This window comes from Bradyrhizobium pachyrhizi (genome assembly GCF_001189245.1).
Classification (GTDB): Bacteria; Pseudomonadota; Alphaproteobacteria; order Rhizobiales; family Xanthobacteraceae; genus Bradyrhizobium; species Bradyrhizobium pachyrhizi.
Window position 1 is genome coordinate 179,713 of sequence record NZ_LFIQ01000105.1, and the last position, 26,103, is coordinate 205,815.

General features: G+C 63.6%; 26 protein-coding genes. 6 read left to right on the forward strand and 20 right to left on the reverse strand.

Translation table 11 applies throughout. The features are described 5' to 3' along the window. Window positions 1–38: 38 nt before the first annotated feature. The 5 genes from AKL29_RS26905 to AKL29_RS26925 are packed head-to-tail and all read right to left on the reverse strand — an operon-like array spanning window position 39 to window position 3,460. Window positions 39–656 carry a DUF3306 domain-containing protein gene (locus AKL29_RS26905; protein ID WP_050386242.1) on the reverse strand — a complete coding sequence of 206 codons (618 nt, stop codon included), beginning with the start codon at window positions 654–656 and terminating at the stop codon, window positions 39–41. Continuing rightward, complete coding sequence (locus tag AKL29_RS26910) at window positions 653–1,168, reverse strand: DUF3305 domain-containing protein (RefSeq protein WP_038381924.1); 516 nt, start codon at window positions 1,166–1,168, stop codon at window positions 653–655. Before AKL29_RS26910 ends, AKL29_RS26905 begins: the two co-directional genes overlap by 4 nt. After that, the gene (locus AKL29_RS26915; protein WP_050386243.1) at window positions 1,165–2,172 is read right to left on the reverse strand and encodes a DUF6352 family protein; all 1,008 of its coding nucleotides are present in this window, start codon (window positions 2,170–2,172) and stop codon (window positions 1,165–1,167) included. Before AKL29_RS26915 ends, AKL29_RS26910 begins: the two co-directional genes overlap by 4 nt. Next, window positions 2,169–2,708: a DUF6505 family protein gene (locus AKL29_RS26920; RefSeq protein WP_050386244.1), complete on the reverse strand. Its 540-nt coding sequence runs from the start codon at window positions 2,706–2,708 to the stop codon at window positions 2,169–2,171. Before AKL29_RS26920 ends, AKL29_RS26915 begins: the two co-directional genes overlap by 4 nt. Continuing rightward, on the reverse strand, window positions 2,705–3,460 hold the full coding sequence (locus AKL29_RS26925) for a biotin/lipoate--protein ligase family protein (RefSeq protein WP_050386245.1): 756 nt from the start codon (window positions 3,458–3,460) through the stop codon (window positions 2,705–2,707). The genes AKL29_RS26920 and AKL29_RS26925 overlap by 4 nt, the downstream gene beginning before the upstream one ends. A gap of 148 nt (window positions 3,461–3,608) precedes the next feature. Here AKL29_RS26925 and AKL29_RS26930 point away from each other — a divergent pair, with 148 nt between their 5' ends. Then, window positions 3,609–5,576, forward strand: coding sequence for a 4Fe-4S binding protein (locus tag AKL29_RS26930; RefSeq protein ID WP_050386246.1), 1,968 nt, complete (start codon window positions 3,609–3,611; stop codon window positions 5,574–5,576). Window positions 5,577–5,592: 16 nt separating this feature from the next. Beyond that, on the forward strand, window positions 5,593–5,874 hold the full coding sequence (locus tag AKL29_RS26935; RefSeq protein WP_050386247.1) for a hypothetical protein: 282 nt from the start codon (window positions 5,593–5,595) through the stop codon (window positions 5,872–5,874). 64 nt (window positions 5,875–5,938) lie between these two features. Here AKL29_RS26935 and AKL29_RS26940 read toward each other — a convergent pair whose 3' ends face one another. After that, window positions 5,939–7,231: a c-type cytochrome gene (locus AKL29_RS26940; protein WP_050386248.1), complete on the reverse strand. Its 1,293-nt coding sequence runs from the start codon at window positions 7,229–7,231 to the stop codon at window positions 5,939–5,941. A gap of 279 nt (window positions 7,232–7,510) precedes the next feature. On the opposite strand from AKL29_RS26940, the gene AKL29_RS26945 reads away from it, so the two are divergent. After that, entirely contained in the window at window positions 7,511–7,750 is a 240-nt protein-coding gene (locus AKL29_RS26945) for a hypothetical protein (RefSeq protein WP_050386249.1), read from the forward strand. A 132-nt stretch (window positions 7,751–7,882) separates the two neighbouring features. On the opposite strand, the gene AKL29_RS26950 is transcribed toward AKL29_RS26945, so the two are convergent. The 9 genes from AKL29_RS26950 to AKL29_RS26990 all read right to left on the reverse strand — a co-directional run bounded on the left by AKL29_RS26950 (window position 7,883) and on the right by AKL29_RS26990 (window position 19,083). Beyond that, window positions 7,883–8,077, reverse strand: coding sequence for a hypothetical protein (locus AKL29_RS26950; protein ID WP_050386250.1), 195 nt, complete (start codon window positions 8,075–8,077; stop codon window positions 7,883–7,885). A 136-nt stretch (window positions 8,078–8,213) separates the two neighbouring features. Then, window positions 8,214–9,518, reverse strand: a complete 1,305-nt coding sequence (locus AKL29_RS26955; protein ID WP_082190722.1) for an acyl-CoA dehydrogenase family protein — start codon at window positions 9,516–9,518, stop codon at window positions 8,214–8,216. A gap of 11 nt (window positions 9,519–9,529) precedes the next feature. Continuing rightward, entirely contained in the window at window positions 9,530–11,209 is a 1,680-nt protein-coding gene (locus tag AKL29_RS26960) for an AMP-binding protein (RefSeq protein ID WP_050386251.1), read from the reverse strand. Between the two features lie 114 nt (window positions 11,210–11,323). Beyond that, window positions 11,324–12,169, reverse strand: coding sequence for a GntR family transcriptional regulator (locus AKL29_RS26965; RefSeq protein ID WP_347336995.1), 846 nt, complete (start codon window positions 12,167–12,169; stop codon window positions 11,324–11,326). Continuing rightward, entirely contained in the window at window positions 12,129–13,670 is a 1,542-nt protein-coding gene (locus AKL29_RS26970) for a sugar ABC transporter ATP-binding protein (RefSeq protein WP_050386252.1), read from the reverse strand. Before AKL29_RS26970 ends, AKL29_RS26965 begins: the two co-directional genes overlap by 41 nt. Continuing rightward, window positions 13,667–14,785 (reverse strand): SMP-30/gluconolactonase/LRE family protein, encoded by a 1,119-nt coding sequence (locus AKL29_RS26975; RefSeq protein WP_050386253.1) that lies wholly within the window; start codon window positions 14,783–14,785, stop codon window positions 13,667–13,669. The genes AKL29_RS26970 and AKL29_RS26975 overlap by 4 nt, the downstream gene beginning before the upstream one ends. 3 nt (window positions 14,786–14,788) lie before the next feature. Continuing rightward, window positions 14,789–16,900, reverse strand: a complete 2,112-nt coding sequence (locus tag AKL29_RS26980; protein ID WP_050386254.1) for an ABC transporter permease — start codon at window positions 16,898–16,900, stop codon at window positions 14,789–14,791. Window positions 16,901–17,014: 114 nt separating this feature from the next. Then, on the reverse strand, window positions 17,015–18,037 hold the full coding sequence (locus tag AKL29_RS26985; RefSeq protein ID WP_028334112.1) for a sugar ABC transporter substrate-binding protein: 1,023 nt from the start codon (window positions 18,035–18,037) through the stop codon (window positions 17,015–17,017). Between the two features lie 59 nt (window positions 18,038–18,096). Further along, the gene (locus AKL29_RS26990) at window positions 18,097–19,083 is read right to left on the reverse strand and encodes an ABC transporter permease (RefSeq protein WP_050386255.1); all 987 of its coding nucleotides are present in this window, start codon (window positions 19,081–19,083) and stop codon (window positions 18,097–18,099) included. A gap of 506 nt (window positions 19,084–19,589) precedes the next feature. Between AKL29_RS26990 and AKL29_RS26995 the strand changes: the two genes are divergently transcribed. After that, the gene (locus tag AKL29_RS26995; protein ID WP_346283734.1) at window positions 19,590–20,174 is read left to right on the forward strand and encodes an alpha-ketoglutarate-dependent dioxygenase AlkB; all 585 of its coding nucleotides are present in this window, start codon (window positions 19,590–19,592) and stop codon (window positions 20,172–20,174) included. Window positions 20,175–20,380: 206 nt separating this feature from the next. On the opposite strand, the gene AKL29_RS27000 is transcribed toward AKL29_RS26995, so the two are convergent. Further along, window positions 20,381–20,653 (reverse strand): DUF2312 domain-containing protein, encoded by a 273-nt coding sequence (locus tag AKL29_RS27000; RefSeq protein ID WP_016842183.1) that lies wholly within the window; start codon window positions 20,651–20,653, stop codon window positions 20,381–20,383. 108 nt (window positions 20,654–20,761) lie between these two features. Beyond that, entirely contained in the window at window positions 20,762–21,373 is a 612-nt protein-coding gene (locus AKL29_RS42995; RefSeq protein WP_028334109.1) for an exopolysaccharide biosynthesis protein, read from the reverse strand. A gap of 66 nt (window positions 21,374–21,439) precedes the next feature. On the opposite strand from AKL29_RS42995, the gene AKL29_RS43000 reads away from it, so the two are divergent. Next, window positions 21,440–21,970: a hypothetical protein gene (locus AKL29_RS43000; protein ID WP_050386257.1), complete on the forward strand. Its 531-nt coding sequence runs from the start codon at window positions 21,440–21,442 to the stop codon at window positions 21,968–21,970. Between the two features lie 8 nt (window positions 21,971–21,978). Continuing rightward, complete coding sequence (locus tag AKL29_RS27015) at window positions 21,979–22,341, forward strand: hypothetical protein (protein WP_063779950.1); 363 nt, start codon at window positions 21,979–21,981, stop codon at window positions 22,339–22,341. Window positions 22,342–22,367: 26 nt separating this feature from the next. Here AKL29_RS27015 and AKL29_RS27020 read toward each other — a convergent pair whose 3' ends face one another. From AKL29_RS27020 to gcl, 3 genes are all read right to left on the reverse strand, one after another. Next, a complete protein-coding gene (locus tag AKL29_RS27020; RefSeq protein WP_028334108.1) occupies window positions 22,368–23,255 on the reverse strand; it encodes a 2-hydroxy-3-oxopropionate reductase in 888 nt (295 codons plus the stop codon). A gap of 125 nt (window positions 23,256–23,380) precedes the next feature. Beyond that, the gene (hyi, locus tag AKL29_RS27025; protein ID WP_028334107.1) at window positions 23,381–24,166 is read right to left on the reverse strand and encodes a hydroxypyruvate isomerase; all 786 of its coding nucleotides are present in this window, start codon (window positions 24,164–24,166) and stop codon (window positions 23,381–23,383) included. A 36-nt stretch (window positions 24,167–24,202) separates the two neighbouring features. Then, window positions 24,203–25,990 carry a glyoxylate carboligase gene (gene gcl, locus AKL29_RS27030; RefSeq protein WP_028334106.1) on the reverse strand — a complete coding sequence of 596 codons (1,788 nt, stop codon included), beginning with the start codon at window positions 25,988–25,990 and terminating at the stop codon, window positions 24,203–24,205. Window positions 25,991–26,103: the final 113 nt, after the last annotated feature.

Sequence of the window (26,103 nt, forward strand, 5' to 3'; positions counted from 1 at the left end):
CTCGCATAGTCTGAAGCTATGGCCTTTCGTCGCGGTCCCTAGCGAGGCAGCGCACTGCCGTGCGTGCGGCGCTCAACCGACACCCGTTCGCCGTCGGAGCTTTCGGCGAGCGTTCGTTGCGTTGCAGCAGGATCAGGTGCAGATCCCGTGGTCGCGGCTTCTTCGGTGGCGATGCCCGGCAACTCGACCTCGCGCAATTCCTGCGACGAATCCGCGACTTCAACCGAACGCGCAGGCGGCGCCTCGGCCGGCTTGCCGAGGCCGCCGACGATCCTGTCGATGAGCGCGGTGAGCTCAGCCTCGGAGCAATCCAGCGGGCCAAAGCCCGGCATCGCGGCCGGATCGTTGAAGTCCCAGGCGTTCTCGGCAAGCCCGACAAAGTCGCGGATGACGGGATCGGCGCTCCAGGCGCGACGAAGCGCCGCACGCGTCAGCTCCTGCGGAATTCCCTTGCGCAGGAACGCCGTGATGTCAGTCGCCGACGTAATCGAGTCGATCGAAGGCAGGCTCGAAAGGTCGAACTCCGCGTCGTCGTCTTTGACGGCCGGCGGCGGCGACTGCATGTCGTCGCGCATTGCCGGGTCCGGTTGCGTGGCGTTCGCCTTTGCCTCCTGCTTGCGGCGGGACCAGCGCGCCAGGAACTTGTCCTCACTCATTCGTGTCCGCCTTCATGCTGCCGGCGCGCGAGCGCCTCCGGATCGGCCTGCCGTCGCTTGCGCTTGAAGAACTCCCGTTCGACGTGGTGCTCGGCAATGAAGCTTTCAATCTGCTCACGCAGCATCTCCGGCATGGGAACGGCCTCGACCAGGTTCGCACCGGCCTCCGTGAACGCCTCGCCCTCCGAAGGATCGGCGGTCGCGGCAGCCACCGAATAGGGCCAGGCGCCTTCCGCCGGCGACAAGACGGTCCAGATGGCCGGACTGCCCGAGGCGAGATTGTCGCGATAGCGCGCCGTCTCGGAACCATAGAGATCGACCGTGGCGCTGCCGGCATAAAACAGCGTCGTCCCGTTCTCTTCGCGAAGCACCGTCCAGGGTTTGGTGTCCGGCTCGTCGGGCAACACAGCGACAGCGCGCCAGACAAAGTCGGTCCACGGCGAATCCGCCTGGTGCCGCTCGACCACAACGCCGACGGGGACGCGCACAAGCGGCAGCGCAGCCGGGCTCATGTCGCCATCTCCAGATGTTTGACCGGCAGCCCCGTCAGCAAATTCTGCGGCTTCATCCGGAGCTTCTGATCGGCGTTCATCGACAGAATGAGATAGACCGGCTCGCCCCGCGTCTCGTCTGCGGCCGCGCTCGTTTCCGCAAACGTCAGGCGGAACAAGGAGAGCACACGTCCGGCGCTGCGGTCGTCGAGCTGCTCGCCATGCCAGAGACGGTCGCCGAGCCTGGTCGCGTCGGCGTCGAGCCCGACATACCAGGTGAGACGTGCATCACGCAGCTCGCGCAGCGGCTCAATGCTGACGTCGATCCCGAGCAGATGGGAGATCCAGCGCGCCATCGCCTGCGCCAGCGCCGCCGGCCCGCGGCCGCCTGCGGTGAGGTCGAATGCCATGTCGAACTGATCGCTCCGGCGCCAGTAGTCGCCGGCATTGTCCTCGCGCAAGACGTCGAGCTCAGCATCGGTCACCGCCCCCAGCATCGACATCAGCGAGAGCACCGGGGTCGGAGTCTGTCCACCGACGACCTCTTCATCGCCGAGCAGCAGGGCCTGCTCCTGCGGCAGGATGCGCTGCGGGCGGAAGAACAGCTCGGCTGCGCGCAGCACGAACGGGTCATCGCAGCCATCGAGCGCATTGCGCAGGATCACGTGCACAAGCTGATTGACGAACAGCGGCGGCAAATCGTTCGTCCCGGACCGGACGGTTGCAAGATAGGCCTGCTCCAGCGTCGGATGCCGCACGAGGAGGTCGCGGAAGGCAAGCACGAGCCGCCAGTTCTCCCGGGCATCCGCATCGACAATCGCGTCAATCTCTTCCGCGCCGACCGGCCTGCGGGGAGCCGCGAGCAGTGCGTGGTGCAGCCGCCGCTCGACCGGGCATGCTTCGTCCGGCGGAATCAGCTCCGGACGAGCAAAATAGGCCTTCAGGAACTCGTCGGTGACGCAAAGCCCGCCGCTTTCGTCGCGATCGAGCAGATGGTGGCCACACGCGATCCAGAAATCATTCATCGGTGCCGCGGCTCCCCGCTCATATCGGCAATCTTGAGATCACCGTCAGGCTCGACATCGTCTTCGACTTCCATGAACGAGAACGCCTTGCTGTGTCCCTGACCCTGGCGCAGTTGCAGCCTGCGGAACGACTCCCGGACTTCGCCGTCGCTCACCGAACGGTGAACGGCAATGAGCGAGCTGACCGGATGGTTGCAGAGCGACTGCACGAAGGCGACCTCCTCTTCCGCCGCCGTCCGCGCGGTCGCCAGATCCGGCGCACCGAAGCGATCGACGAGCTGCCTGGCGAGGCGGTCGATCAGCGCGCTGCAATCGTTCTCGGTCGCAGGCACGATCTGCGCCAGCGTCGACCAGCCCCAGGATTGCACCCCGAGGAAGCCGCTGCGGAACGCGACGCGGGCCTTGCCGGTCAGCTTCGTCGGATCCTGGTCGCAGAAGCGGAAGGCACCGGAGACCGCCCATTCGCCGGGCTCGGCCGCCACATCGAATACGAAGGTGTCGGAGGGATCGAGCGCGATGCTGCGCAGCAGTTTCACAGCCGCGGCCCTCCGAGCTTCGGATCGAACCAGGACGGCATTCCGAGCGCCTTGACGAGTACGCTGCGTTCAATCCTGTCGGCACCAATGCGGCGCGTGAGGAGATCGCCGCCGTCATCGATCCGCAGCACGGTTCGCCGCTCGCGGGGAACCCGGCTGAGATAATCGCGCGCGAGGCCGCCAAAGCCATCGGTCTGCCAGCTATCGATCGCCCGCATCAGGTGCCGGGCAAAGCTCTCGGTCATCTGCACGGCTCCCGCTTCGCCAAACCCCTCCTCATCCAGCGCGGACGCGAGCGGATGGACGCCGGGTCCCTGATCGGCCATTGCCACCGTCCGGATCATGGCGCCGAACACCAGCCAGGCAGGCGGCTCGTCCTCGCGCGCGGACCTCGGCCATCCCATCCGTCCGCCGCCGACCAGCCCACCGTCGATCACAACGGTGTCGGGCCAGCCGATCGCGACCGTCTTGTGCGGCGGCGCATAGGCGCGCAGAGCGTCGGTGAGCGCGACCATGCCCGCATAGAAGGCGCGCCGCGCGGTGGCCAAGGGCTCGCCCGGCTCGAGCACCACGGCGAATTCGGCAAGATCGAACCGGCCGACGCACACCAGCGTGCCGGCACCGCCTTTAGGTGCAATGCGGCAAGCGTGAGCAAAGGCGTCTCCGCTCTCACGCAACCGGACGAGCGTGAATGGCGGCGGCAGATGGATCGCTTCCGCCACGGAGACCCGGCTGGTTCGGGTCGACCGCAAGGTCCTCCACTTTCCTTTTCTTCCCGATAGTGAATATCTATACGAGGTGAAGGAATGGCGCGAGTCCGTAAGACGGCGCCGCACCCGCGGAGGGATCGACCTGGAGCAGCCAGCGAAGACCGTCCTGATCTGCTCGTGTGAAGACACGATGCGCCTTGACGTGGCCGCGATCCAGCGTGGATGTCCCAACTGCGAGATCAGGAGCCATCGTCATCTCTGCGGCGCGGAGCTCGAACATTTCCGCAACGCCGCGAAGGCCGATGGCTCGCTGACCGTCGCCTGCACGCAGCAGGCCGGCCAGTTCACCAATGAGATGGGCGAACGCGCTGGCCCGATCAGCTTCGTCAACATCCGCGAGACGGCAGGCTGGTCGCGCGACGGCGCGAAGGCGGGCCCGAAGATGGCGGCACTGCTTGCGGCGGCGGTTCCCGCGCCGGACTATCCGCTGGTCACATTGTCGAGCGATGGCATCATCCTGATCTATGGGCGCGACGAGGCCGCGATCGAGGCCGGCCGGCTGCTGGCGGACCATCTGGACGTCACGGTCATGCTCAGGAAGCCGGCGGACGTCGTGCCGCCTGCCGCAGCCGTGTTCCCGATCGTGAAGGGCACGATCCGCAACGCACGGGGGCATTTTGGCGGCTTCGAGCTCACGATCGACGACTACGCCCAGCCACGCCCGTCCTCACGCGCCCGCTTCGAGTTCGAAGCCCCGCGCGACGGCGCGATCTCGCGCTGCGATCTCGTGCTCGACCTCTCCGGCGAGCCGCCTCTGTTTCCCGCACACGATCTGCGGGACGGCTATCTCCGCGCGGATCCGGGAGATCCCGCGGCCGTGCTGCGTGCGGTGCTTGCGGCCCGCGATCTCGTCGGAAGCTTCGACAAGCCGAGATATGTCGACTTCACACCCAGTCTGTGCGCGCATTCGCGCTCGAAGCTGACCGGATGCCATCGTTGCCTCGATTTGTGCCCGACCGGCGCGATCACGCCGGACGGCGACCATGTCGCAATCAACGCGGAGGTGTGCGCAGGCTGCGGGCAATGCGCGGCCGCCTGCCCCACGGGAGCGGCATCCTACGCGCTGCCACCCGCCGATACCCAGTTGCAGATCCTCCGCGCCATGTTGCGCGCCTATCGCGAGGCCGGCGGAACGCATCCGGTCCTGCTGCTGCATGACAGCCAGCACGGCACGCCGCTGATCGATGCGCTCGCCCGCCATGGCGACGGATTACCGGCCAATGTGCTTCCCCTCGTTGTCAACGAGCTGACGCAGGTCGGCCTGGAAGCCATCATCGGGGCCTTCGCCTATGGCGCGGCCGCCGTGCGGCTCCTCCTGCGCGCCAAGCCACGACACGACGTGACCGGTTCGTTGCAGACGATCCGGATGGCCGAGACCATTCTCGCCGGCCTCGGATTTGACGGCCGCCGCGTGAGCACGATCGAAACCGACGATCCCGACACTCTGGCCGAGCAGCTGACGGGGATTGGCCCCCTCGCCGGTCTCGACAATCCCGCGACTTTCCTGACGGTCGGCAAGCGCGGCGATCTGCTTCGCTTCGGCTTGAGCGAACTGCATCGCCTCGCCCCCAAGCCGGTTGACGTGATCGCCTTGCCCGAGGGGGCACCGATCGGTGCGATCACCGTCGACATCGGCGGATGCACGCTGTGCCTGTCCTGCGTTTCGGCCTGCCCAACCGGCGCGCTCCGCGCCGATCCGGACCGCCCCGTCCTCAAATTCGTGGAAGACGCCTGCGTGCAGTGCGGTTTGTGTCAGAGCACCTGTCCTGAAAAAGTCATCCGGCTCACCCCGCAGATCGATTTCCGGGCAAGACGCGCGCCGGCGCGGGTGATCAAGGAAGAAGAACCGGCCCTGTGTATTCGCTGTGGCACGCCATTCGGCGTCAAGAGCACGATCGATCGGATCGCGACCAAACTCGAGGGACGGCATTGGATGTACCCTGCCGGGGACCGGCGGACCGATGCCTTGCGGATGTGCGCCGATTGCCGGGTCATTGTCATGAGCGAACAACAGTTCGATCCGATCCAGGACGTTCCGGAACGCGCGCCACCACGGACGACGGATGACTACCTGCGTCAACGCGAGAACAAGGACTAGCCGCATGCCTCGATTCATGAAGGTTCTGTCGACGTGCCTTGTCACCACGGTCCTTGGCGGCACAGCCGTCGTGGCCGCCACGCTTACCAAAGCCGAAAAGGTTGCACTCAAGCAGGCGGTCGTCGCCTGCAAGGCCGAGGCGAAGGGCAAGAAGATCAAGTGGCTGTCCCGCCGCAAATACGTCAACCAGTGCGTCGTGGCGGCGCTCAAGGAACATCCCAGCATTAATATCGCTCACATGCTCAAGGAGAACCCGGAGCTGACAAAAATTCCAGTGGAGCAATGGCCGGGATATTAGAGCCTCATATCGCGGCGTGACGCCTTCGCTTGAGGACGCCGCAAGGCGGCTAGCGCCAATCGGGCTATTTCGACGTCGCGCGCGCCAGGAAGTCCGTGAGCGCGCGGCGATCTTCGGCCGAGCCGATCTGCTGCTCCGGCATCTTCGTGCCGGGCGTATAGGCGTTCGGCCCGATCTCGAACAATTTTGAGACGGTCTCCGGCGTCCAGACGATGTCCATCCTCTTGAGTGCGTCGGAGAAGCGATAGCCCGGCAGCGAGGCGATCCTCCGACCGAACAGGCCGGCAAGCGTCGGACCGGCACGCTGCACCTCCGTCTCCGACAATGTGTGGCAGGCGACGCAGGCCCTGAAGACTTCGGCGCCGTGGTCGCCGGCAAAGCCGGCGAGCGGGTCCCCCGGCGTGCCCACCACGTTCGATCCGGCCGCCGCGCCGGTCAGTGCATTCCAGCGCCTGATCTTGCCGTCGGCGCCGCCGGTCAGGAGCGTCACGCCATCGGGCAGGAATGCCACCGACCAAGCCGGCCCGCCCAGCCCGGCGAGCGTGCGTAGCACGCTGCGCGCCTTGCGATCGACGATCGCCACCGTGCCGTCAATGGCCGCCGCGGCGATCAAGGCGCCGTCATGCGAGACCGCCAAGGCGACGATCGGCGTGGCACCGGCCATGACCTCGCCGCTTGCCTTGCCTTCGGCGGACATCATGCGCAGCTTGCCGTCCGCTGCGCCGGTGACGATTTCGCCGTCAGGCGAGATGGCCACGGCATTCAGCGGCAACGGCACCGTGACGACCTCGGCGCTGCCGTCCGGCAGGCGCCAGATCCGCACCGTCAGATCGTAGCCCACGCTCACCAGCGATTGTCCGTCGGGGGCAAAGGCCACGCCATTCACGTTTTGCGAGTGACCTTGCAGCACGCGCGAGCCCCCGTCGGACAACGACGAGAGCCGCACGGTATGGTCCCACGAGGCCGATGCGAGCCTCGATGCATCGGGCGAAACGGCGAGCCCGACGATGGGTCCCGTATGGTCTGCGAAGACCCGGTCCGGCTGCGGCCGGCCCGACGTCCAGATCGCAATCCGGCCGTCCGCACCCGCCGTTGCCATTCTTCCATCGCCGAGGAAGGCGACCGCATTCACCGCACCCGAATGGAATCGAAGGACCTGCTCCGCAGACTCGGTTGCCAGCGACCATCGGATCGCCGCAGTGTCGAAGCTGCCCGACAGAACCGTCCTGCCGTCGCCTGAAACGGCGATCGCGCGGACAGGTCCGCCGTGTCCGGCCAATTGCGCTTGCGCGGGTTGCAGCGCAAGAAGCAGCGATGCCGTCACAAGGAACGTGGCGAGACGCAAAATCAAATCCATGGCCGTCGGAGACACTCGCAGCGAAGCCCCCGGGCCATTCTGCCCGTTTTTGCTGCCCGGCCAAAGTGCTCCCCTGGCGTCCATCGGCCCCACCGGCGATCGTTCTGGAAATCTGGCGTGTCTGTGGGCGACGGGCTTGGCCCCTGGCAACAACGTGCCCATTTCACCAGTAGTCAACAAGGGAGCTCGTATTCGGTTCGGGGTGCGACAAGCGGCGCCTTGAAGGGCGGCCCACGCGGTCGCAGTCTTGGCAAAGGCGCCTCACAATCGAGGTCGAACATGCAAATACATCCGAAAGCATATCTGCAGTTCATCTCGCGCTTTTGGCACTTTCGCGTATTGCCGCCGCGGGATCGCAATCCCGCCACCCGGGACGCGTCGCCACTGCTGATCTACATCGTTGCCGTCTTAGCGCTCCTTCTGGCAATCCTGATAGTCGATCGCCACCGTGCGCCGTTTCAGTTCCCGGGACATGTCGACGATCCCGCTGGGATCAACCCGATCTTCATGAGCTTTTGAAATACCGCCCGCGAGGGGACAGTTGTGCACGCGGACAAATCGTCCGACGCGTCGGGCCGTTCAACGCCAGACGATTTCCGGCCCGCTCGTCCCGAACCGCAATGCGTTCGGATGCGACGGCACCATTTCTCTCTATTGCTGAGTTCCCCTCGGAAACACCAGCGATCGATCGTCGAAATCTTCGACCGGCAGTTTGTCTTGTTCTTGCACAGCGGGCATCCCCGCCGCTGACGTGTGGCTGACGGACGATGGATGCGATCTCGGGACATTCGTCGCAGCCAGAAAAAGCGCGAGGGCGGTCAGGCCGGCGATCATCAGGAGCTTCACGCGAACCTCCGTTGGTTCTGAGAAATTCCTGACTAGTGCAGGACTCGACGTCCCCCTGTGAGATCGCTCACAACTCTCCTTTTGTTGATCATCGCTGGAGCCGATGCCCTCCGGCTCCAGCCCCTTCCCAACGCGCCTATGGCAAATCCTTCGGGCGCGGCCACAGGCCGCCTTCGGACCAGGATTCGGATTCATCGGGCGACAACGGATCCGCGCCACCGCCGGTTCGTACGGGATCGACATTGAGCCATCGGCGCAATTCGAGCTTGCCGATCTGGTTGCGGTGGACCTCGTCGGGGCCGTCGGCCAGTCGCAACAAGCGAGTCGTCGCGAGTGCTGCCGAAAGGAAATGGTCGTTGTTGGTGCCGCCTCCCCCGAACGCCTGGATCGCCCAGTCAACAATGGTCTGCGCCATGTTCGGCGCAACGACCTTGATCATCGCGATTTCCTGCCGCGCTGCCTTGTTGCCGACCGTGTCCATCATGTAGGCAGCTCTGAGCGTCAGCAGCCGCGCCTGGTCGATCTTCATGCGCGCTTCGGCCACGCGCTCGAGCGTCACGGTTTGCTCGGCGAGAGGCTTGCCGAAGGCGACGCGTTTCAGCGCGCGCCGGCACATGCGCTCGAGCACGCGCTCGGAGAGGCCGATCAACCGCATGCAATGATGAATGCGTCCGGGTCCCAGCCGCCCCTGCGCGATCTCGAACCCACGCCCCTCACCGAGCAGCATGTTGGCGGCCGGCACGCGTACATTGGTGAATATCACCTCGGATGCACGATCCGGTACGCCGTAGAAGCCGAGCACGGGCAGCGAACGGACGACATGCACACCGGGCGTCTCCTTCGGCACGAGGATCATCGACTGACGCTTGTGACGATCCGGATTCTGCGGATCCGTCTGCCCCATGAAGATGATGATCTTGCATCGCGGATCGGTGGCGCCGGTGGTGTACCATTTGCGACCGTTGATCACGTAATCGTCGCCATCACGGACGATCGAGCTGGCCACATTGGTCGCGTCAGACGAGGCAACGTCGGGCTCCGTCATCGCAAAGGAAGAACGGATCTCGCCGGCCAGCAAGGGCTTCAGCCAGCTTTCCTTCTGCGCCTCCGTACCGTAGCGCAGGATGGTCTCCATGTTGCCCGTGTCAGGAGCACTGCAATTGAAGACCTCGGGAGCAAGATGCGAACGCCCCATGATCTCGCATAGCGGGGCATATTCGAGATTGGTCAGCCCGTCCTCGTGAGCGGACAGAAACAGGTTCCACAGGCCGGCCTGTTGTGCGCGCGGCTTCAGTTCCTCGACAACCGGGTGCACAGCCCAGGGCCCGAGCCGCTCGGCCTCCTGATAGTATCGGCGCTCATTCGGGTAGATGTGCTCCATCATGAAGCGCTGGAGACCCGCGGCCAGTTGCTGGCTGCGCTCGCTTTGGGTGATATCCACGTAGATTCTCCTTACCGGCCGCGCAGGCCGTCCCTGAGCGTGTTTCGGGTGATTTTTCCGGATTCCGTCTTCGGCAGATCGTCCAGCACGCGAATGTCGACCGGGCACTTGTAGGCCGCCAGTCGCTCGCGGCAAAAGTGCGAGAGCGCGGCAACGTCGATCACGATGCCGGGTTGAGCGGAGACGAAGGCGACCACCGTCTCGCCACGATAGGGATCGGCGGCGCCGACGACGGCTGCTTCGCGCACGCCCGGAAAGCCATAGATCACGTCTTCGACTTCGCGCGGCCAGACCTTGAAGCCGGACGCGGAGATCATGTCCTTCTTGCGATCCACGAGGTAGAACCAGCCGCTCTCGTCAAAGAAGCCGACGTCGCCGCTATGCAGCCAGCCGTTGGTCAGCACCTCGTCGGTTTCCGCCGGCTTCCTCCAGTAGCCGGCCATCACACCTGAGCCACGCACAACCACCTCGCCATGCACGCCGGGTCCCAGCGGGCGGCGCTCGTCGTCGACGACGATCGCATCGGCGCCCGAAGTCGGCCTGCCGATCGACAGCGCGCCTGAGTCAGGATCGACCGGAATTCGACCTTCGTTGGGCGCAAGATGGCTTGCAGAGGTCAGTTCGGTCATTCCATAGGAACTGCGGATCGCCCGTCCAAACCGACTCGCAAAGGCATCGATGACCGAGGGCGCGATCGGCGCGCCGCCGGAATAGATATGTACGAAGCTTTCGAAATGCCCGCTCGTCGCGTCAGCCTGGTTCATCAGCGCGATGTACGCGGTGATGGCACCGACGATGAATGTCGGCCGCCATTCAAGGAAGGCATCGAGCGCGATCTGGGGCTGGAAGCGATAGGTCAGCACCATCGCCGCACGCGCGGCAAACGCCGCGACCATCTGGATTTCAAAGCCGGTGATGTGGAACAGCGGCGCGACCCCAAAGATGCGCGACGTGCCGTTCAATTCGAAATGATCGCAACAGATCAACGCGGTCGCCACCAGATTGCGATGCGTGAGCATGGCGCCCTTTGGAACGCCCGTGGTTCCAGAGGTATACAAGAGAAGGGCGATGTCGTCGGAAGTCAGAACTGGTGCCGGTGGTGCGGGTGCATTTTCGGCGAAAACCGTCGCCAGCGCCTGGGCCGGCGGAGCTGCGCCCGGCACCGGCAGCACCCGGACGTCGTTTCGCGTCTGGAATTCCCGAGCGCCGGTCCAGAACACCAGCCCGGAATCGACCGAACCGGCGGCCGGAAAAACGTTCTCCCATTGATCGTCGTGGCAGATCACCGCCTTCGGTTCGCAATCCCCGAACAGCTTGCGAAGCTCCGGCGTGCGGTACATCGGGTTGAGGCTGACGACTATGGCCCCGACCTTCCAGGCCGCCACGCTGACGATGACGAACTGCGGCACATTCTGAAGAATGACGGCCACCCGATCGCCGCGCCCGACTCCTTTTTGCGCGAAGCGGGCGGCGAGCCGGTCGCTCAGCCGATCGATATCGGCATAGGTCTGCGTCGCATCGAAATAGAACACCGCCGGCGCCTCGTGCGGCGCGGCACGAAACAGATCGAGCGCCGTCCGCTGTCCAGGATCGGGCGGAGCGATCGACGATTCGCCGAGCCGCGCGCGCAGCCGGCCCGCGGCTTCCTCGTAAGCGCGCGCCCGCGACACAGAATCCAGGCCGACCGTCATCGCCGCTCGCCACCAGGGTCGTAACGATGGCAGCCCCGTCCGGTCCGGCGGCCGCTATGGTCCGCCGCCGCCACCTGGCGCAGCAGGAACCGTGGCAAAAGACGTTCGCCGCCACTACTCATTGGCACTTTTTCCTCGATAGACCGAGCCGAGACGCGCATGCGGAAGCGCGGCACGGCTTGCAAGGGGCGGCTGGGCCGCCCCACTCTCTTTTGCTTGAATAACAACGCGCGTGCGCCGGATGTGGAGGCGCACCAACACCTGTGCAGCTTCGACATCGCGCGCCCGGATCGCGTCCATGATCAGGACATGCTGGGGATCGGAGAACGGAAACCCGTCCTTGGCGTAGGTCTCGCTCACAAACTGCCGCCGGAAATGCTGCGTGCTGTTCCAGAAGCGTTCGACCATCGCAAGCAGTTGCGGCATCCGCGCCCGCGAATAGGTCCGCAGATGGAACTCCCGATCGAGCTGGATGTATTCCTCGAGCGTCGTGACCTGCTCAAGTTCGCGCACAATGCGGTCAAGCGTCTCGATATCCTCGTCGGTCAGATTTGGAACGCTTTCGCCGATGGCGAGCGGCTCGACAGCTTCACGAATCTTGTAGATCTCGATCGATTCTTCCGAATTGACGTCCGCAATCCAGGCGCCACGGTTCGGCGCCATCACGACGAGCCCCTCGTTCTCGAGCTGCTTCAGCGCCTCGCGCACGGGAATGCGGCTTGCTCCAAAATGAGCCGCAAGGAGCTCCTGCCGAATCCGCGTGCCTGGCCGCATCTCGCCGCTCAGCACCGCGCTGCGAATCTCGCTTGCGATCCTCTCGCTCATCAGGCGACCGGACTCCGGGTCGTCCTCATTGCCGTCCCTCGTCATGTCCTTCCAATGGGGAGGCCGCTGATAAGGACTCATGAAAGGCCCTCCTTCAATGAATGGCCGCGTACATGATCTTGTCCTCGGTCGCATCAGCCCGAGCCATTTCCTCGACGATACGTCCGCCACGAGCGACCAGGATCCGATCCGAGATAGCCAGAATCTCCGGCAGATAGGAAGAAATAACGACAACCGCCTTGTTCTCGCGCGCCAGCCTGCGAATCGCCTCGTGAATTTGTGGAATGGCGCTCACATCGACACCGCGCGTCGGTTCGTCGAAGATGACCACCGTAGGCTCCTGGGACAGAGACTTTCCCACCACGACTTTCTGCTGGTTGCCGCCGGAATATTCGACAATTTTCAGCGTCCGCTTCAATGCAGAGATCGAGAGCGCCGAGATCCATTGATCGGCGATCCGTTTCATCTCGCGCGTGGAGTAAAGGAACCGCTTGACGCGCGGCGACGACAGATAGCCAAGATAGATATTCTGATCCACCGTCATCGTCTCGAAGAAGCCGTCGACCTTGCGGTCCTCGGTGATATAGGCGATTCCGTCGCGCACCGCCTGCCGCGGCACCCGGTAGCGGACCGGCTTGTCCCGCAGATAGATCATCCCGCCGCGCAGGAAGTTGCGCTTGCGCGCGCCGCTGACGATCTGCGCGATCTCGGAGCGCCCTGCCCCGACCAGCCCGAAGATCCCGACGACTTCTCCGTTGAACACCGAGAACGACATGTTCTTGACGATGCTGCCCATCGTCACGTTCTCGACCGAAAGCACCTTCTTACCGCGGGAGGCATGCGGCTTCGGCGCATCCGGATCAGCCCCGTGGGTCGCGTACTGCGCTGCCGTTTCCTCACGGCCAACCATCATCCGCACGAGTGCGTCCCGCGTGACGTCCTTCGCCGGTACGGTGGCGACCAGCTTGCCATCGCGCAGCACGGTGATGCGATCGGCGATGTTCAATGCCTCTTCCAGTGCATGCGAGATGAAGATGATCCCGGCGCCCTTCTCCTTCAGGGTGTTGAGAAGATGGAACAGATGCTGGGTCTCTTCAGGGGTCAGCGATGCGGTCGGCTCATCGAAGATGAAGACCTGGGCGTTGTGGCGAACCGCACGCACGATTTCGACCATCTGCCGCTTGGCGGTTCCGAGATTCTCCACCAGCACCAGCGGGTCGACGTTGAAGTTCATCGATTGCAGCGACTGGGTCGCCGCAATGTTGATCTTGCTGTAGACCGTGACCCATTTCTCCATACCGAGTTCAAGGTTCTGCGCCACCGTCATCGAGGGGACCAGGCTGGATTCCTGGTAGACCATCGCGACCCCACCCTCGAGCGCTTCCTTTGGCGACGCGAACGAAACCTTGCGTCCCTGGATCAGGTAGTCACCGGAGGTCAGCACGATCGCACCGGCGATCGCCTTGCAGAGCGTTGATTTCCCCGCGCCGTTCTCCCCCAGCAGCGCGTGGATTTCGCCCGGCCGCAGATCGAAATTGACACCGTCGATCGCGTGCAGACCGCCATAGACCTTGCTGCCGTTGACGATCCGAAGCAGCGGGGTCCCTGCCTGTTGTTCCGCCGGCATGGCGTTCATCCTTCCTGCATGCCGCGACCAGGCGGCAGTTCGACGAGGCAATCGCGTCCCTTGGACACCGCGAGCACACGCCAGCCGATCGGGCGGACGGCGGTTATTCCATGAACCCGACCATCGACCCGGCTGTGCAGCGTCTCGGTCGCCGTGCCCCTGGCGTCGAGCCGGGCGACAAGGCCATAGGAACGCGGCGGGGCCCACGGCTTCTGGATACCGAGTTTCTTGATGCGGCCGATCTGGGTCGGTTCGCGCGGATTGAGGCGGCCATCCAGCGCCGGCCCGATCCAAAGCTCAGGTGGCACCGTCCGCATCATCTCTTCGCAGAATGCCCGCTCGCGCAGGACGAATTCGGTCAATTGCGTGCGCAGCGCGAGGAAGGCCATCCAGACCTCACCGTTCGCGCCTCGGGCAAGACGCGCCGGATAGCCGGTATGATTCTTGACGATCACGCGCTTGTCGTCACCCGCACGTGAAAAGGCGGTCAGGCGGTGGGCCCAGGATTCGGCGACCCAGACCTCCTTGCTGTCACCGGATACGACCAAGCCGAGCGGCCATGCGAGCTTGTCCGCACGCACGCTCGCACTGCCGAGCGAGGAATTGCAGGCGATGAGCCGGCCCGACGGGGCACGGTTCTGCATCAGGTCGGTCAGCCAATGCTCTGCCCGATTGTTTCGCGAGCCGTCGGTCATGTAGATCGCCCCGTCCGGCGCGACCGTCACCGACAACGGGCAGGCAATCTTCTCACCACCGACGCTTTCGAGCTTGCCGGCGATCTCGCCAGTTGGCGAAAGCGCCACCAACCCCACGCCAGAGACGCAGGCGAGCAGCCGGCCGTCCGGCGTGTAGGCAAGCCCGCCGACCGGGCCGTCGAGCGTCGCGAACGCCGTGCGCGTGTTGAAGTCGTCTCCCGTGCAACGCAGGACGCGGTTGCCGGTCGAGACGTAGAGCGCACCGTCCTGCCCGAGCGCGATGTCGTCCGGTCGCTCGATCTCGTCGCCGAGCCGGCGGGCCTGATCGAGCCGCTGGTTCGGCGAGAAGGCGCCGTCGAGCACCGGAATGCCGTGAATTTCCCGGTTCGGGGACAGCACGCGATCGATGATATCGCCAAGCAGAGACATGGCTCAGGCCCCTCCCCAATAGGACTTGTGCGCTTCCCAGGTCGGGTCGGCGTCCTGCAGGCGGATGCGGCCGATGCGGTTGTTCTCCAAGCCCCCGATATAGAGATAGCCCTTGTGTTCACGGACCGACGTGATGGTCGGATGCGAAAGCCCGCCTGGATCCCAGAGCGATTCCGTCACCGCGCCGTTGTCGTCGAACTTGACCACGCAGCCGTAGTTGATGCCCGGACACAGCCACTCGTCCGGCGGGATCTGCTTGACCATGCGGGTGCGGAAAACAGGGTTGCGCATCGCAATGTCGTAGACCGGCGTACGCAGGCCGACAAAGGCGAGCCAGTACTTGCCGTCGGAGGCGCGGTTGATGTTGTCGCAATAGCCCGGAAGGTTGTCGATCAGGATTTCGCTGGTGCCCGCCTTCGGGCCGGCGATCCAGAAGCGGTTGATCTGGCATAGCCAGGTGCTCGCCCACAGCACCGACTGACCGTCATGCGAAATGCAGATGCCGTTCGGGAACGTCAGGTTCTTGAGGACCGTCCTGGTGGTGCCGGTCTTCGGATCGTGGCAGATCAGCCGGCCGTTGCCGCGCCCCTCGAAGCCGTCGAGCGCCCAGTCGGTCAGTTCATAGCGGGTTGAGGCCTCGCTGAAATAGATCTTGCCGTCCGGCGCGACGTCGAGATCGTCAGCGAGATAGAGCCGCGAGTCGTCCTTGAGGCGCGTACGCGTGCGCGTGGTGCGGTCGGTGACCTTGAAGACCGAGCGATCGGGCTTCACGCCGTAAACGCCCATGCCCGCGATGCACACAAGGAGGTTCTGATCCCGATCGAACGCCAACCCGAGCGGCCGGCCGCCGATGCGTGCGAACTCCTCGCGCACGGTATAGTCAGGCGCGAGAAAGCGGATGATCGAGCCGTTGCGGTTGACGGTGTAGAGGTTGTCCTTGCGGTCAAGGATGATGTCTTCCGGGCCCTCGATCATGTTGAGCGCGATCGCTTCCGCGTTCTTCAGGCGATCGTTCTCCGCGAACGGCGTGCCGCTGCCCCGCTCGACCGACGGCGGCGGCTCGAAATCAACCCAGCTTGGGGTGACATAGACCTTTTGCAGCACCTTACCCTTGTTCTTGACCCACTTCACGTTGAATCCGACCGCAAGCAGCAGGATGATGCCGATGATGGCGGTCGTCAGGTTGCCGGAGATGCCGAGCCGGACCATGCCGCTGGTGAGCATGAAGATGATCGCCGCGCCCATGACGGCGCGCGCGATGGTGCCGCGGCCGCCGGCCAGGCTGATGCCGCCGAGAACCACCGCGGCCAGCGCGTTGATCTCCCAGCCGACGCCGGTGTCGGTGCCCGAGCTGCTCTGCCGCGCGGCATAGAGGATTCCCGCGAGCGCCGCGATCGCGCCCGACATCACATAGGCCGAGAACAGCACGCGCTTGACGTTGACGCCGGCGTGGCGGGCCGCCTTGCGGCTCGACCCGACCGCCATGATGTGGACGCCGGGCTTGATGCGGGTGAGGAAGAAGTGGGTTCCGACCGCAAGCAGGATCAGCACCAGCATATTGAAGGGAATGCCGAGAACCCTCCCCGATCCCATGAAGTCCCAGGTACTGGACCCGCTGTCGATGCTCGCGAGCTCGTTCGTGAACGCGACCGTCACCTTGTTGTAGGCGGCGCGGACAATGATGAGGACGACGAGCGTCGTCAGGAACGGCCGGGTCTTGCCGTAGGCAATCAGGCCGCCGTTGATCGCGCCCATCGCCGCGCCGAACAGGACGACAAGCACGATGGTCACCGGCAGCGGCAGCCCGAGGATGAGATACAGATAGAGCGCGAGGAAGTTCGACATCGCGAACACCGCGCCGACCGACAGGTCGATGCCGCCCGACAGCACGGAGAAGGCCATCGCGACCGCGACCATCCCCTGCTCCGCGAAATTCCGCATCAGTTCCTGCAGGCTGCCCGCCGTCAGGTAGCGCGGGATCATGATGGCGAAGGCCAGGAAAACCGCGATCGTCAGCGTGAATGGAATGATCGGCTCCATCCAGCGCTTCTCAAGCAGTTCGCCCAGGAACAACTGGGGCGAGTGGCGGTGCCAGGCTCGTTGCAGGCTCTTCATCAACAGACTCCGGCGGGCTCGGCGCGGAGCGGCCGAACGGCGGGACGACGCAGGGGATTGGGATCGACAGCTCCGGCTTGCCCGCGCCGCGGTGGGCGCGGGCGCCGAAACGACTTACTTCGCGCCCTTCGGGATGCTGAAGCAGTACATGCGATCATCCTTCGACTTCACCCAGGCGGGGGTCGTGTAATAGGCGATGTTCTTCGCGCCCGGCTTGTCGCCGCTCTGCAACAGCGCAATCACCGCGTCGGCGATGGTCTGGCCCTGCACGTCGGCGCGATACGACAGGTTCGCGGAGAACGCGCCTTGCTCGAGCAGATCGCAATCCGCAGGCTGGCCGTCGCTGGCGACGAACACCTTCACCTTGTCACCCATGTTGGCGGCCTTGATCGCCTGCGCCGCGCCCGCGGTTTGCGGTCCCCAGACGCTGAGGATCCCGCACAGCTTGGGATGCTGCTGCAACACGGTGGTCGTGATATCGCCGGCCTTGTTGGCGTCCCAGCTTGTCGGCTGCGACGACACGACCTTGATCGACGGGTCGGTCTTGAACACCTCCATCGCGCCATTCTTCATGTCGAGCGAATAGGCCGCGGTCGCCTCGCCTTCAAGGATCGCAACCTCGCCGGAGCCCTTGCCGCCGCCACACTGATTGATGACCTCGCGCGCGATCTTGGTGCCGAGATCCTTGGCATCGACGCCGACATAGGCATCGGTCAGGGTATTCGACGCCATGTTGACCTGCACGACATAGATGCCGGCGTCCATCGCACGCTTGAGCTCCTTGGCGAGCAGCGTGACGTTCGGATTTTGCACCACGATCACGTCGGGCTTGTCGTTGATGTAGTCGCTGACGGTCTGAAGCTGGATGTCGGACTTCATGTTGGCGTCGCGGGTGACGAGCTTGATGCCGTAATCGTCGAAACGATCCTTCATCACGCGCGTCCATTCGGATTCCAGAACGCCCATCCAGACCGGCGACCAGGCCACGGTCTTGCCCTTGAGCGACTTGTCGAACTTCTCGCGCAGCTGGTCGCGCGGTCCGGCCGCCTGCGATGGGGCCGCCACCAGTGCGGCGGTTGCCACCATCGCGGCCAGTCCGATGCCGGCGAACGCCCTTCTGTGCACAGCTTTCGTCATGTCAATTCCTCCCCTGTTATGTCGGCCGACTGTTGCGGCCCGTTGGTTGATACAGAGCTTTAATCGCCCTGCTTCGACGTCTCCTCGTCGCGCGGATGCAGCCGGGAATCGAGCAGGATCGCGATCAGCAGCACGACTCCCTTGACGATGTTCTGGGTCTGCACGTCCATGTCCATGATGGTCATGCCGTTCAGCAGCACGCCGATCAGCAATGTTCCGGCGATGACGCTCATCACGTTGCCGCGGCCGCCGACGAGGCTGACGCCGCCGAGCACCACAACCATGATGACGTCGAAAATGATCGTCGATTCCGCGACCTGGAGATGCATCAGCGCCGTCTGCGCGACCATCACGACACCGCCGACATACCCGATCGCGGCGCATAGCGCGTACTCGATCATGGTCAGCGGGCGGGTCGGCAGACCGGTCTGACGCGCGGCGTCGGGATTGTCGCCATGGGCATAGACGAAGCGCCCGATCACGGTGCGCGACAGGAAAAGATGCACCACGACCGCGGTGGCCGCGAAGATCAGGATCGAGATCGGAACGCCGCCCCAGATGTTCCCGCCGAGCCGCAGGAATTCGTCATGCCCCTTGGAAAGATAGACGACATAGTGCTGCACCGCTGTGGTGCGCACGATCCCCAGCACCGCCAGGCTCGACGCCAGCGTCGTCAACAGCGGCGGCATCTCGATCACCGAGATCAGAAACCCGTTCAGGATGCCGATGGCGAACGCCATCACGAAGCCGATCAGCAGCGCGATCGGCGTCGCGTAGCCCGAGTTCATCAGGATGATCGCGATCGCGGTCGAAGCGGCAAAGGAGGCGACTTGCGACAGATCGAGTCCACGTCCGATCACGACGACCGCCATGCCGAGCGCGAGAATGCCGAGTATCGAAATGTTGCGCGCCAGCGCGAACACATTGCCCAGCGTCAGGAAGCCCTTCAGGAAGATCGAAAAAATGACGATCAGGACCGCGCACATCACCAGCACGGCCGTCGTCTGCGTCAATTTCGCCCCGCGCGCGCCCGAACTGCCGGTCACCGGGTCCTCCCAGGATTGATTTTATTGTGGGTCGAAATTGAACAGAATGTATCCAGAAGTCAATCTCCGTATCCAAGATTTGGACAGCAACCAGTTCGACCCAAGGATGCGCTTACACCTGAACATCAATTAACTATTTGCAAATACTTAGATATACGCACAATCGGCTGCGCCCAATCGAAGCGCACTTTCCTCAGTTTGATCAGCTTCTTGAAGCCGACGCGTCGATATTGGATACATTTAGGCCTGAGTGCTTGCCGCCTGAGGTCGACTGGGCCTCACAGCGCCATCAGCCGTGGCGAGGGACGAACCGACGACGTAGCGGCGGTCGCTTCCTGGCCAAGGCCTAAAGATCGTGGCGAAAGAGAATGCCGCGACCGCGCGTTGACGCCGTCTTCCCATCGAAGCCGCGCCAGGTGGAAACCCGAGTGACCTGACGGCCGGTTTAAATTCAGTCTCGGCGCGCCCATATGCGTGACAGGTTCGCAAACACTGACGGCACCAGATTGTCCGAGCAATTGTCGATGTTCGATGGGCCCGCCGCAGGACCGGCGGGTCTGCACTACGCGCCGGATTTCATGTCCAAAGCGACCGAGGGCGAACTCATCAGCCACATCCGGGCACTTCCGCTTGCCCCCTTCCAGTTCGGACAGTTCGAAGGCAAGCGCCGCGTGGCTTCGTTCGGTTTCCGGTACGACTATGGGTCGCGCCGACTGGAATGTGCCGAACCGATCCCCTCCTGGTTAAGCGGCATCGTCGCTGCGATCCAATCCTTCGGCGGCGCGTCGACCGAGATCGGGCAGATCCTGTGCACCGAGTATGATCGCGGCGTCGGTATCGGCTGGCACCGCGACAAGCCGCATTTCGACAGGATTGTCGGACTGTCCCTGGGATCCGCATGCAAGTTCCGCTTCCGACGCCGGACGGAAAGCGGATGGGAGCGGTTCACGCTCGATGCGGCGCCCCGATCGCTCTATCTGATGACCGGTGATGCACGGCAGATATGGGAGCACAGCATTCCGCCGGTCGAGGCCCCCAGATATTCGATCACCTTTCGAACCATGGCGCGGGGCGCCAAAGCGTCGCGATGACCTTGGATTGCCGGTTCAACCGCGTATCGCCGCATCAACCCCGATCGAGCGCTACTTCGATCCGACCGGAAGACGCAATCATGAACGGAAGGTGCGACCAACGCCGCGCGAATGGTTGATGGGACGGGGCGGACGAGCTTGGGAAGTTCGTCCGCCGAGAGATCGCGCGCCCCCGGATGTCGATCGCGGGGAACGCATCGGGCGTCTCACGCCGCTTTCGCAGCAGCCTTGTCGGCCGGTGCCGTTTCCATCGCGCGCATATAGAGATCGAGCAGCGATTCGCGCTCGTCGCGCTCATCCTGATCCTGCTTTCGCAGTTTGACGATCTCCTTGAGGATCTTCACGTCGAAACCCTCACCCTTGGCTTCCGAAAACACTTCCTTCTTTTGCTCGTTCAGTTCCTGCAGTTCAGCATCCAGATTCTCGATCCGCTCGATGAAGGAACGAATTTTTCCGCCGGGAATGGTGATGTCAGACATGGTGCCTCTTTGTTGAATGAGGCGGTGAAAATGAAAGCAAAGTGATAACCAATGTCTTAAGCTTCATCGATCCTGTAGCGCATCTACCCCGCGACTTGCCGCGGTATTTCAGATCGCGATCCAGCTGATCACGGCCGCGGCCGACGTCCAGAGCGTCCATCCAAGGCCAAGCAGGGACATCACCGCGGCCGCCATTGCCACGGCCAACAGCAGACCATCTTGCTGCAGGTAAGCGATCGCGATCAGGACGACCACAATCCCGGGAATGACGTTGACCAGAGGCAGGGGCCAGCCCGCCAACAGACCCAACAGGAACACGACCAGCCCAACAAGCCGGTCAGTCACGTCATGGCGCGCGTTCCAGCGCGGCCGGCTGATGTTCTCGATCGCGCGCAGCAGCGGACCCGCCCTGACGGTGAAGCGCTTGAATCGCTTGAAGTCGAACGGCCGCTTCGACAGGAAGCGGGGAAAAGATGGAGCACTGTGCCCCAACATCATCTCGACCGCCGGAAACAGGAGGGCCAGCGTCGCAATTGTGGCCACGCCGGGGACGATCACAAGCAGCCCCAGCAACAGCAGGAGCAGCCCGAACGAGCGCCTGTCCAGATGGCTGAGGAGCCATTCGAGGTCGATGGGGCCGTCAGGTGCTTGCGCGACGAGTTCTTCGAGGAGTTGGGAAGTACGGGTAGGCGCTGAGGGGGGAACGGGCAAATGAAGCATTACCCGGTAACATGGTCGAACTCCGTATCGATTGCAACGAATGCCAGAGGCGCCTAGGAAGCATTGATGGACAACGATTCCGACCAGGCGTGGCACGGCCATGCGCCGAACAGCCCCCTGCCCGCCGGTCGCCGCCGCTGGCCGTGGTTTCTTCTGATCGTCGTCGTCGCCCTTGTCGGCGCCGGCAGCGTCTACGCTTGGCCCGAAGTCGCGGCATTGGTCCCCGCCATAAGCCACGAATCGTCCGGCGGAGCGATGACGACGAGCGACAAGGAGGCGTTGCCAACTCTCCTCGCGGCCCAACAGAAGCTCGAGGAAGACCTCGCCGCACTCGATCGGTCGGTAGCCGACGGCCAGGCGCAGTTGAAGGCCATTACCGACCAGTTGGCGGTCCTGACCTCGAAGGTCGAAGAGTTGCAGCATCTGCCCTCGCCGGCAGCGCCGCCGCCACCTGTTACGGCCGAGGTGCCGCGTGCCCCGATAGCGCCAACTACCCCGCAGCCGAGAAAACCGCCGCCTCGGGCCGCCAAGCCTTCGGGTCCCATTTCGATTGGCGGCGCACCGCTCAATGTCGCGCCCGGCGGCATGGCCCGTTGAGCTCAGAAATGCCCCAAACCGTATTCCGATATTTGGCTTGGGGTTTGATCCTGGGCCTCTTCATCGTCACCGATACAACGCTGGCATTTCGTCCCCACACGTTGATATCGCCAAACGCCGATCGCTTTGCGGCGCTCTTCATTGTCGGAGCCGTCTTTTCGCTCGCCTATCCGAAGCATGTCCTGCCAATCCTGCTGGCACTGCTTGCCGTCATTGTCGGCTTCGAACTCATTCAAAAGCTGCTCGCCGGCAGGCATGGCTACATAAAAGACATATTCGTCAAAGGCGCCGGCTGCTGCGCAGGCGTTGTCGCCGCCACTGCCCTGAGACGCGCGCTTTCAGCAATGTCCAAGCCGACAGGTACCTCCTGACGTCCTGCGCCGCCCTCCTATGGAGCTCAGGCAGCGGCAACCTCGTGGCCTGCCATGACCTCCAGCGCTCTCAGAATAGCGGAATGGTCCCAGCTCTTGCCGCCGAGGGCGGTACAGGCGTTGAACAGCTGCTGGGCGGCGGCAGTGCCTGGCAGCGACAAGCCGAGCGCGCGCGCGCCTTCCAGCGCGAGGTTGAGATCCTTCTGATGCAGCTCAATGCGGAAGCCCGGATCAAAATTGCGCTTCAGCATGCGATCGCCATGCACTTCAAGGATCCGGGACGACGCAAAGCCACCCATCAACGCCTGGCGCACCAGCGCGGGGTCGGCCCCCGCCTTGGAGGCGAACAGCAACGCCTCGCTCACCGCCTCTATGGTCAGCGCCACGATGATCTGGTTCGCAACCTTGGTGGTCTGGCCGTCGCCATTGCCGCCGACATGCGTGACATTCTTCCCCATCGTTTCAAACAGGGGCTTCATCGCATTGAACGCGCGCTCCCGCCCGCCAACCATGATAGTCAGGCTGGCCGCCTTTGCGCCAACTTCGCCGCCGGAGACCGGCGCGTCGAGATAGTCGGCCCCGAGCGCATCGATCCAGCGTGCAAACTCCTTCGTCGCCAGCGGAGAGATCGAGCTCATATCCGTCACGATCATGCCTTTGGAGATACCCTCCGCGACGCCGCCTTGACCGAACAGCACGGCTTCGACATGCGGAGTGTCCGGTACCATGATGATCACGGCGTCCGCTTCCTGCGCCACCTGCCTGGCAGACTCGCAAGCGATGCCGCCGGCCGCGATCAACTCGGGCGCAACAGGTACGACGTCGTGCAGGAACAGACGATAGCCGGCAGCCAGGAGGTGGCCGGCCATCGGACGTCCCATAGTGCCAAGTCCGATGAATCCGATGTCTTTCATTGTCGTTGCTCCCTGTCAGCCGGGTGAAGGCGTTTTTCCGGCGAGCGACTCTCGGCTCGCGTGAAGAAAACGCGTCAAATAAAATTCCAGAGCTCCGTCCCGATTCAATCGGAACGGAAAAACCTCTAGGTCACGAAAGTCTGTGCGGCGTGCCAGCCGAGGCTTTCGAGCGTGGTCGTCCGCGGCTTGTATTCGCACCCGATCCAGCCTCGATACCCGATGCTGTCAAGATGCTTGAACAGATAGGAGTAGTTGATTTCGCCGGTTCCCGGCTCATAACGCCCCGGATTGTCGGCGAGCTGGACATGCGCGATCCGGCCGAGATGCTTCTGCAGGGTCCGCGCGATGTCACCTTCCATGATCTGCATGTGATAGATGTCGTACTGGATGAACACATTGGATGAGCCCACCTCGGAAATCAGCTGCACCGCCTGTTCCGTACGGTTCAGGAAGAAGCCGGGAATATCGAGCGTGTTGATCGGTTCGACCAGGAGCTTGATGCCGTGCTGGGCGAGCGCGCCGGCAGCGAAGCGCAGGTTGGACACGAGGACTTCCTGCAGGTCTGCCCTATCCGTATCGGCTGGCGCGATGCCGACCAGGCAGTTCAGCTGCCGGCAATCCAGCGCCTTTGCATAGTCGATTGCGCGCACCACGCCGTCGCGAAATTCATCGACCCGATTGCGCAGAATCGCAATGCCACGCTCGCCGGCGGCCCAGTTGCCGGCCGGAAGATTATGCAGCACCTGGGTCAGCCCGCAGCGCGCCAATTCCTCGCGCAACGCGCCCTTTTCGAAGTCATAAGGAAATAGATACTCGACTGCGTTGAAGCCGGCGGCCTTGGCGGCAGCGAACCGATCGAGGAACGGCAGCTCGTTGAAGAGCATGGTGAGATTGGCGGCAAATTGAGGCACGGGTCGTATCTCCGCTTGAAGCGCTGAAAGATGTCGTCAGGCCGGCAACAATGTGCCGGATCGTGATGCGCTCGGCACGTCATCGAGCGGAAGATCGAGCACCTCCTCGAACTCGACGATGTTGTCGATCTCCGTTCCCATGGCGATATTGGTCACGCGCTCGAGAATGAACTCCACCACCACCGGCACGCGATGCTTCGCCATCAGCGCGCGTGCTGTCGCGAAAGCCGCCTGCGCGTCGTTCGGATCGGTGACCCGGATCGCCTTGCAGCCCAGTCCTTCCGCGACGGTCACGTGGTCGACGCCGTAAACGCCGATCTCGGGCGCGTTGATGTTCTCGAACGAGAGCTGGACGTGATAGTCCATGTCGAAGCCGCGCTGCGCCTGCCGGATCAGCCCGAGATATGAATTGTTCACGACGACGTGGATGTACGGCAGATTGAACTGGGCCCCTACAGCAAGTTCCTCGATCAGGAACTGGAAGTCGTAGTCACCCGACAGCGCGACAATTTCGCGGTCGGGATCGGCGGCGCGCACACCGAGCGCGGCCGGCAGCGTCCAGCCGAGAGGGCCGGCTTGGCCAGCGTTGATCCAGTTGCGTGGATTGTAGACATTGAGGAACTGCGCGCCCGCGATCTGCGACAATCCGATCACGGTCACGTAGCAGGTGTCGCGGCCAAAGGCCTTGTTCATTTCCTCGTAGACGCGCTGGGGCTTGATCGGGATGTTATCGAAGTGGCTCTTGCGCAGCATCGAACGCTTGCGGTCGCGACAGGCGGCGGGCCAGGCTTGCCGATCGCGTAGCCTCCCGGACCTCCGCCACTCCCTGGCGACGCTCACGAACATTTCCAGCGCAGCCTTGGCGTCCGAGACGATACCGAGGTCCGGATTGAAGACCCGTCCGATCTGCGTCGGCTCGATGTCGACATGGACGAATTTGCGGCCCTTCGTGTAGGTCTCGATTGAGCCGGTATGCCGGTTGGCCCAGCGATTTCCGATGCCGAGCACGAAATCGGATTCGAGCATCGTGGCGTTGGCGTAGCGATGGCTGGTCTGCAAGCCGACCATGCCTGCCATCAGCGCATGATCGTCAGGAATAGCGCCCCACGCCATCAGCGTCGGAACCACCGGAACGTTGACCGCTTCGGCGAAGGCGACCAGCAGCTCGGATGCATCGGCGTTGATCACGCCGCCGCCGGCCACAATCAGCGGCCGCTCCGCGGCGTTCAGCATCTCGAGCGCCTTCTCGATCTGCTTGCGCGTCGCCGTCGGCTTGTAGACCGGCAGCGGTGAATAGGTCTCGTCATCGAACTCGATCTCGGCCAGTTGCACATCGAGCGGAAGATCGATCAGCACCGGTCCCGGCCGTCCCGACCGCATGACATGGAAGGCCTGGCTGAACACGCGCGGCACCAGCGCCGGCTCGCGCACGGTGACGGCCCATTTCGTCACCGGCTTTGCGATCGCCTCGATGTCGACGGCCTGGAAGTCCTCCTTGTAGAGCCGCGCCCGCGGCGCCTGACCGGTGATGCAGAGGATCGGAATCGAATCCGCGATCGCCGAATAGAGGCCGGTGATCATGTCGGTGCCGGCGGGACCCGATGTGCCGATGCAGACGCCGATATTGCCCGCCTTCGCCCTGGTATAGCCTTCCGCCATATGCGAGGCGCCTTCGACGTGCCGTGCCAGGATATGACTGATCGAGCCGTTGCGCTTCAGTGCGGAGTAAAGCGGATTGATCGCCGCGCCGGGAACGCCGAATGCGCACGTGATCCCTTCGCGTTGGAGAATGCGCACTGCTGCATCGACTGCTCGCATCTTCATGTGATGATCCCGCTTCGCTATGAGTTGGCCTGAGCAGGATCATCAGGCCCGCGAGCATCGATCTCAACGCAATCGATTGGAATTTCCGCGCTGTGGCAACGCTCGCGATTTCT

Coding starts and splice junctions, on each gene's coding strand:
- AKL29_RS26905 (WP_050386242.1), bottom strand. CDS start 656: ATGAGTGAGGACAAGTTCCTGGCGCGCTGGTCCCGCCGCAAGCAGGAG.
- AKL29_RS26910 (WP_038381924.1), bottom strand. CDS start 1,168: ATGAGCCCGGCTGCGCTGCCGCTTGTGCGCGTCCCCGTCGGCGTTGTG.
- AKL29_RS26915 (WP_050386243.1), bottom strand. CDS start 2,172: ATGAATGATTTCTGGATCGCGTGTGGCCACCATCTGCTCGATCGCGAC.
- AKL29_RS26930 (WP_050386246.1), top strand. CDS start 3,609: ATGCGCCTTGACGTGGCCGCGATCCAGCGTGGATGTCCCAACTGCGAG.
- AKL29_RS26935 (WP_050386247.1), top strand. CDS start 5,593: ATGAAGGTTCTGTCGACGTGCCTTGTCACCACGGTCCTTGGCGGCACA.
- AKL29_RS26940 (WP_050386248.1), bottom strand. CDS start 7,231: ATGGATTTGATTTTGCGTCTCGCCACGTTCCTTGTGACGGCATCGCTG.
- AKL29_RS26945 (WP_050386249.1), top strand. CDS start 7,511: ATGCAAATACATCCGAAAGCATATCTGCAGTTCATCTCGCGCTTTTGG.
- AKL29_RS26960 (WP_050386251.1), bottom strand. CDS start 11,209: ATGACGGTCGGCCTGGATTCTGTGTCGCGGGCGCGCGCTTACGAGGAA.
- AKL29_RS26965 (WP_347336995.1), bottom strand. CDS start 12,169: ATGCGACCGAGGACAAGATCATGTACGCGGCCATTCATTGAAGGAGGG.
- AKL29_RS26970 (WP_050386252.1), bottom strand. CDS start 13,670: ATGAACGCCATGCCGGCGGAACAACAGGCAGGGACCCCGCTGCTTCGG.
- AKL29_RS26975 (WP_050386253.1), bottom strand. CDS start 14,785: ATGTCTCTGCTTGGCGATATCATCGATCGCGTGCTGTCCCCGAACCGG.
- AKL29_RS26980 (WP_050386254.1), bottom strand. CDS start 16,900: ATGAAGAGCCTGCAACGAGCCTGGCACCGCCACTCGCCCCAGTTGTTC.
- AKL29_RS26985 (WP_028334112.1), bottom strand. CDS start 18,037: ATGACGAAAGCTGTGCACAGAAGGGCGTTCGCCGGCATCGGACTGGCC.
- AKL29_RS27000 (WP_016842183.1), bottom strand. CDS start 20,653: ATGTCTGACATCACCATTCCCGGCGGAAAAATTCGTTCCTTCATCGAG.
- AKL29_RS42995 (WP_028334109.1), bottom strand. CDS start 21,373: ATGCTTCATTTGCCCGTTCCCCCCTCAGCGCCTACCCGTACTTCCCAA.
- AKL29_RS43000 (WP_050386257.1), top strand. CDS start 21,440: ATGGACAACGATTCCGACCAGGCGTGGCACGGCCATGCGCCGAACAGC.
- AKL29_RS27015 (WP_063779950.1), top strand. CDS start 21,979: ATGCCCCAAACCGTATTCCGATATTTGGCTTGGGGTTTGATCCTGGGC.
- AKL29_RS27020 (WP_028334108.1), bottom strand. CDS start 23,255: ATGAAAGACATCGGATTCATCGGACTTGGCACTATGGGACGTCCGATG.
- gcl (WP_028334106.1), bottom strand. CDS start 25,990: ATGAAGATGCGAGCAGTCGATGCAGCAGTGCGCATTCTCCAACGCGAA.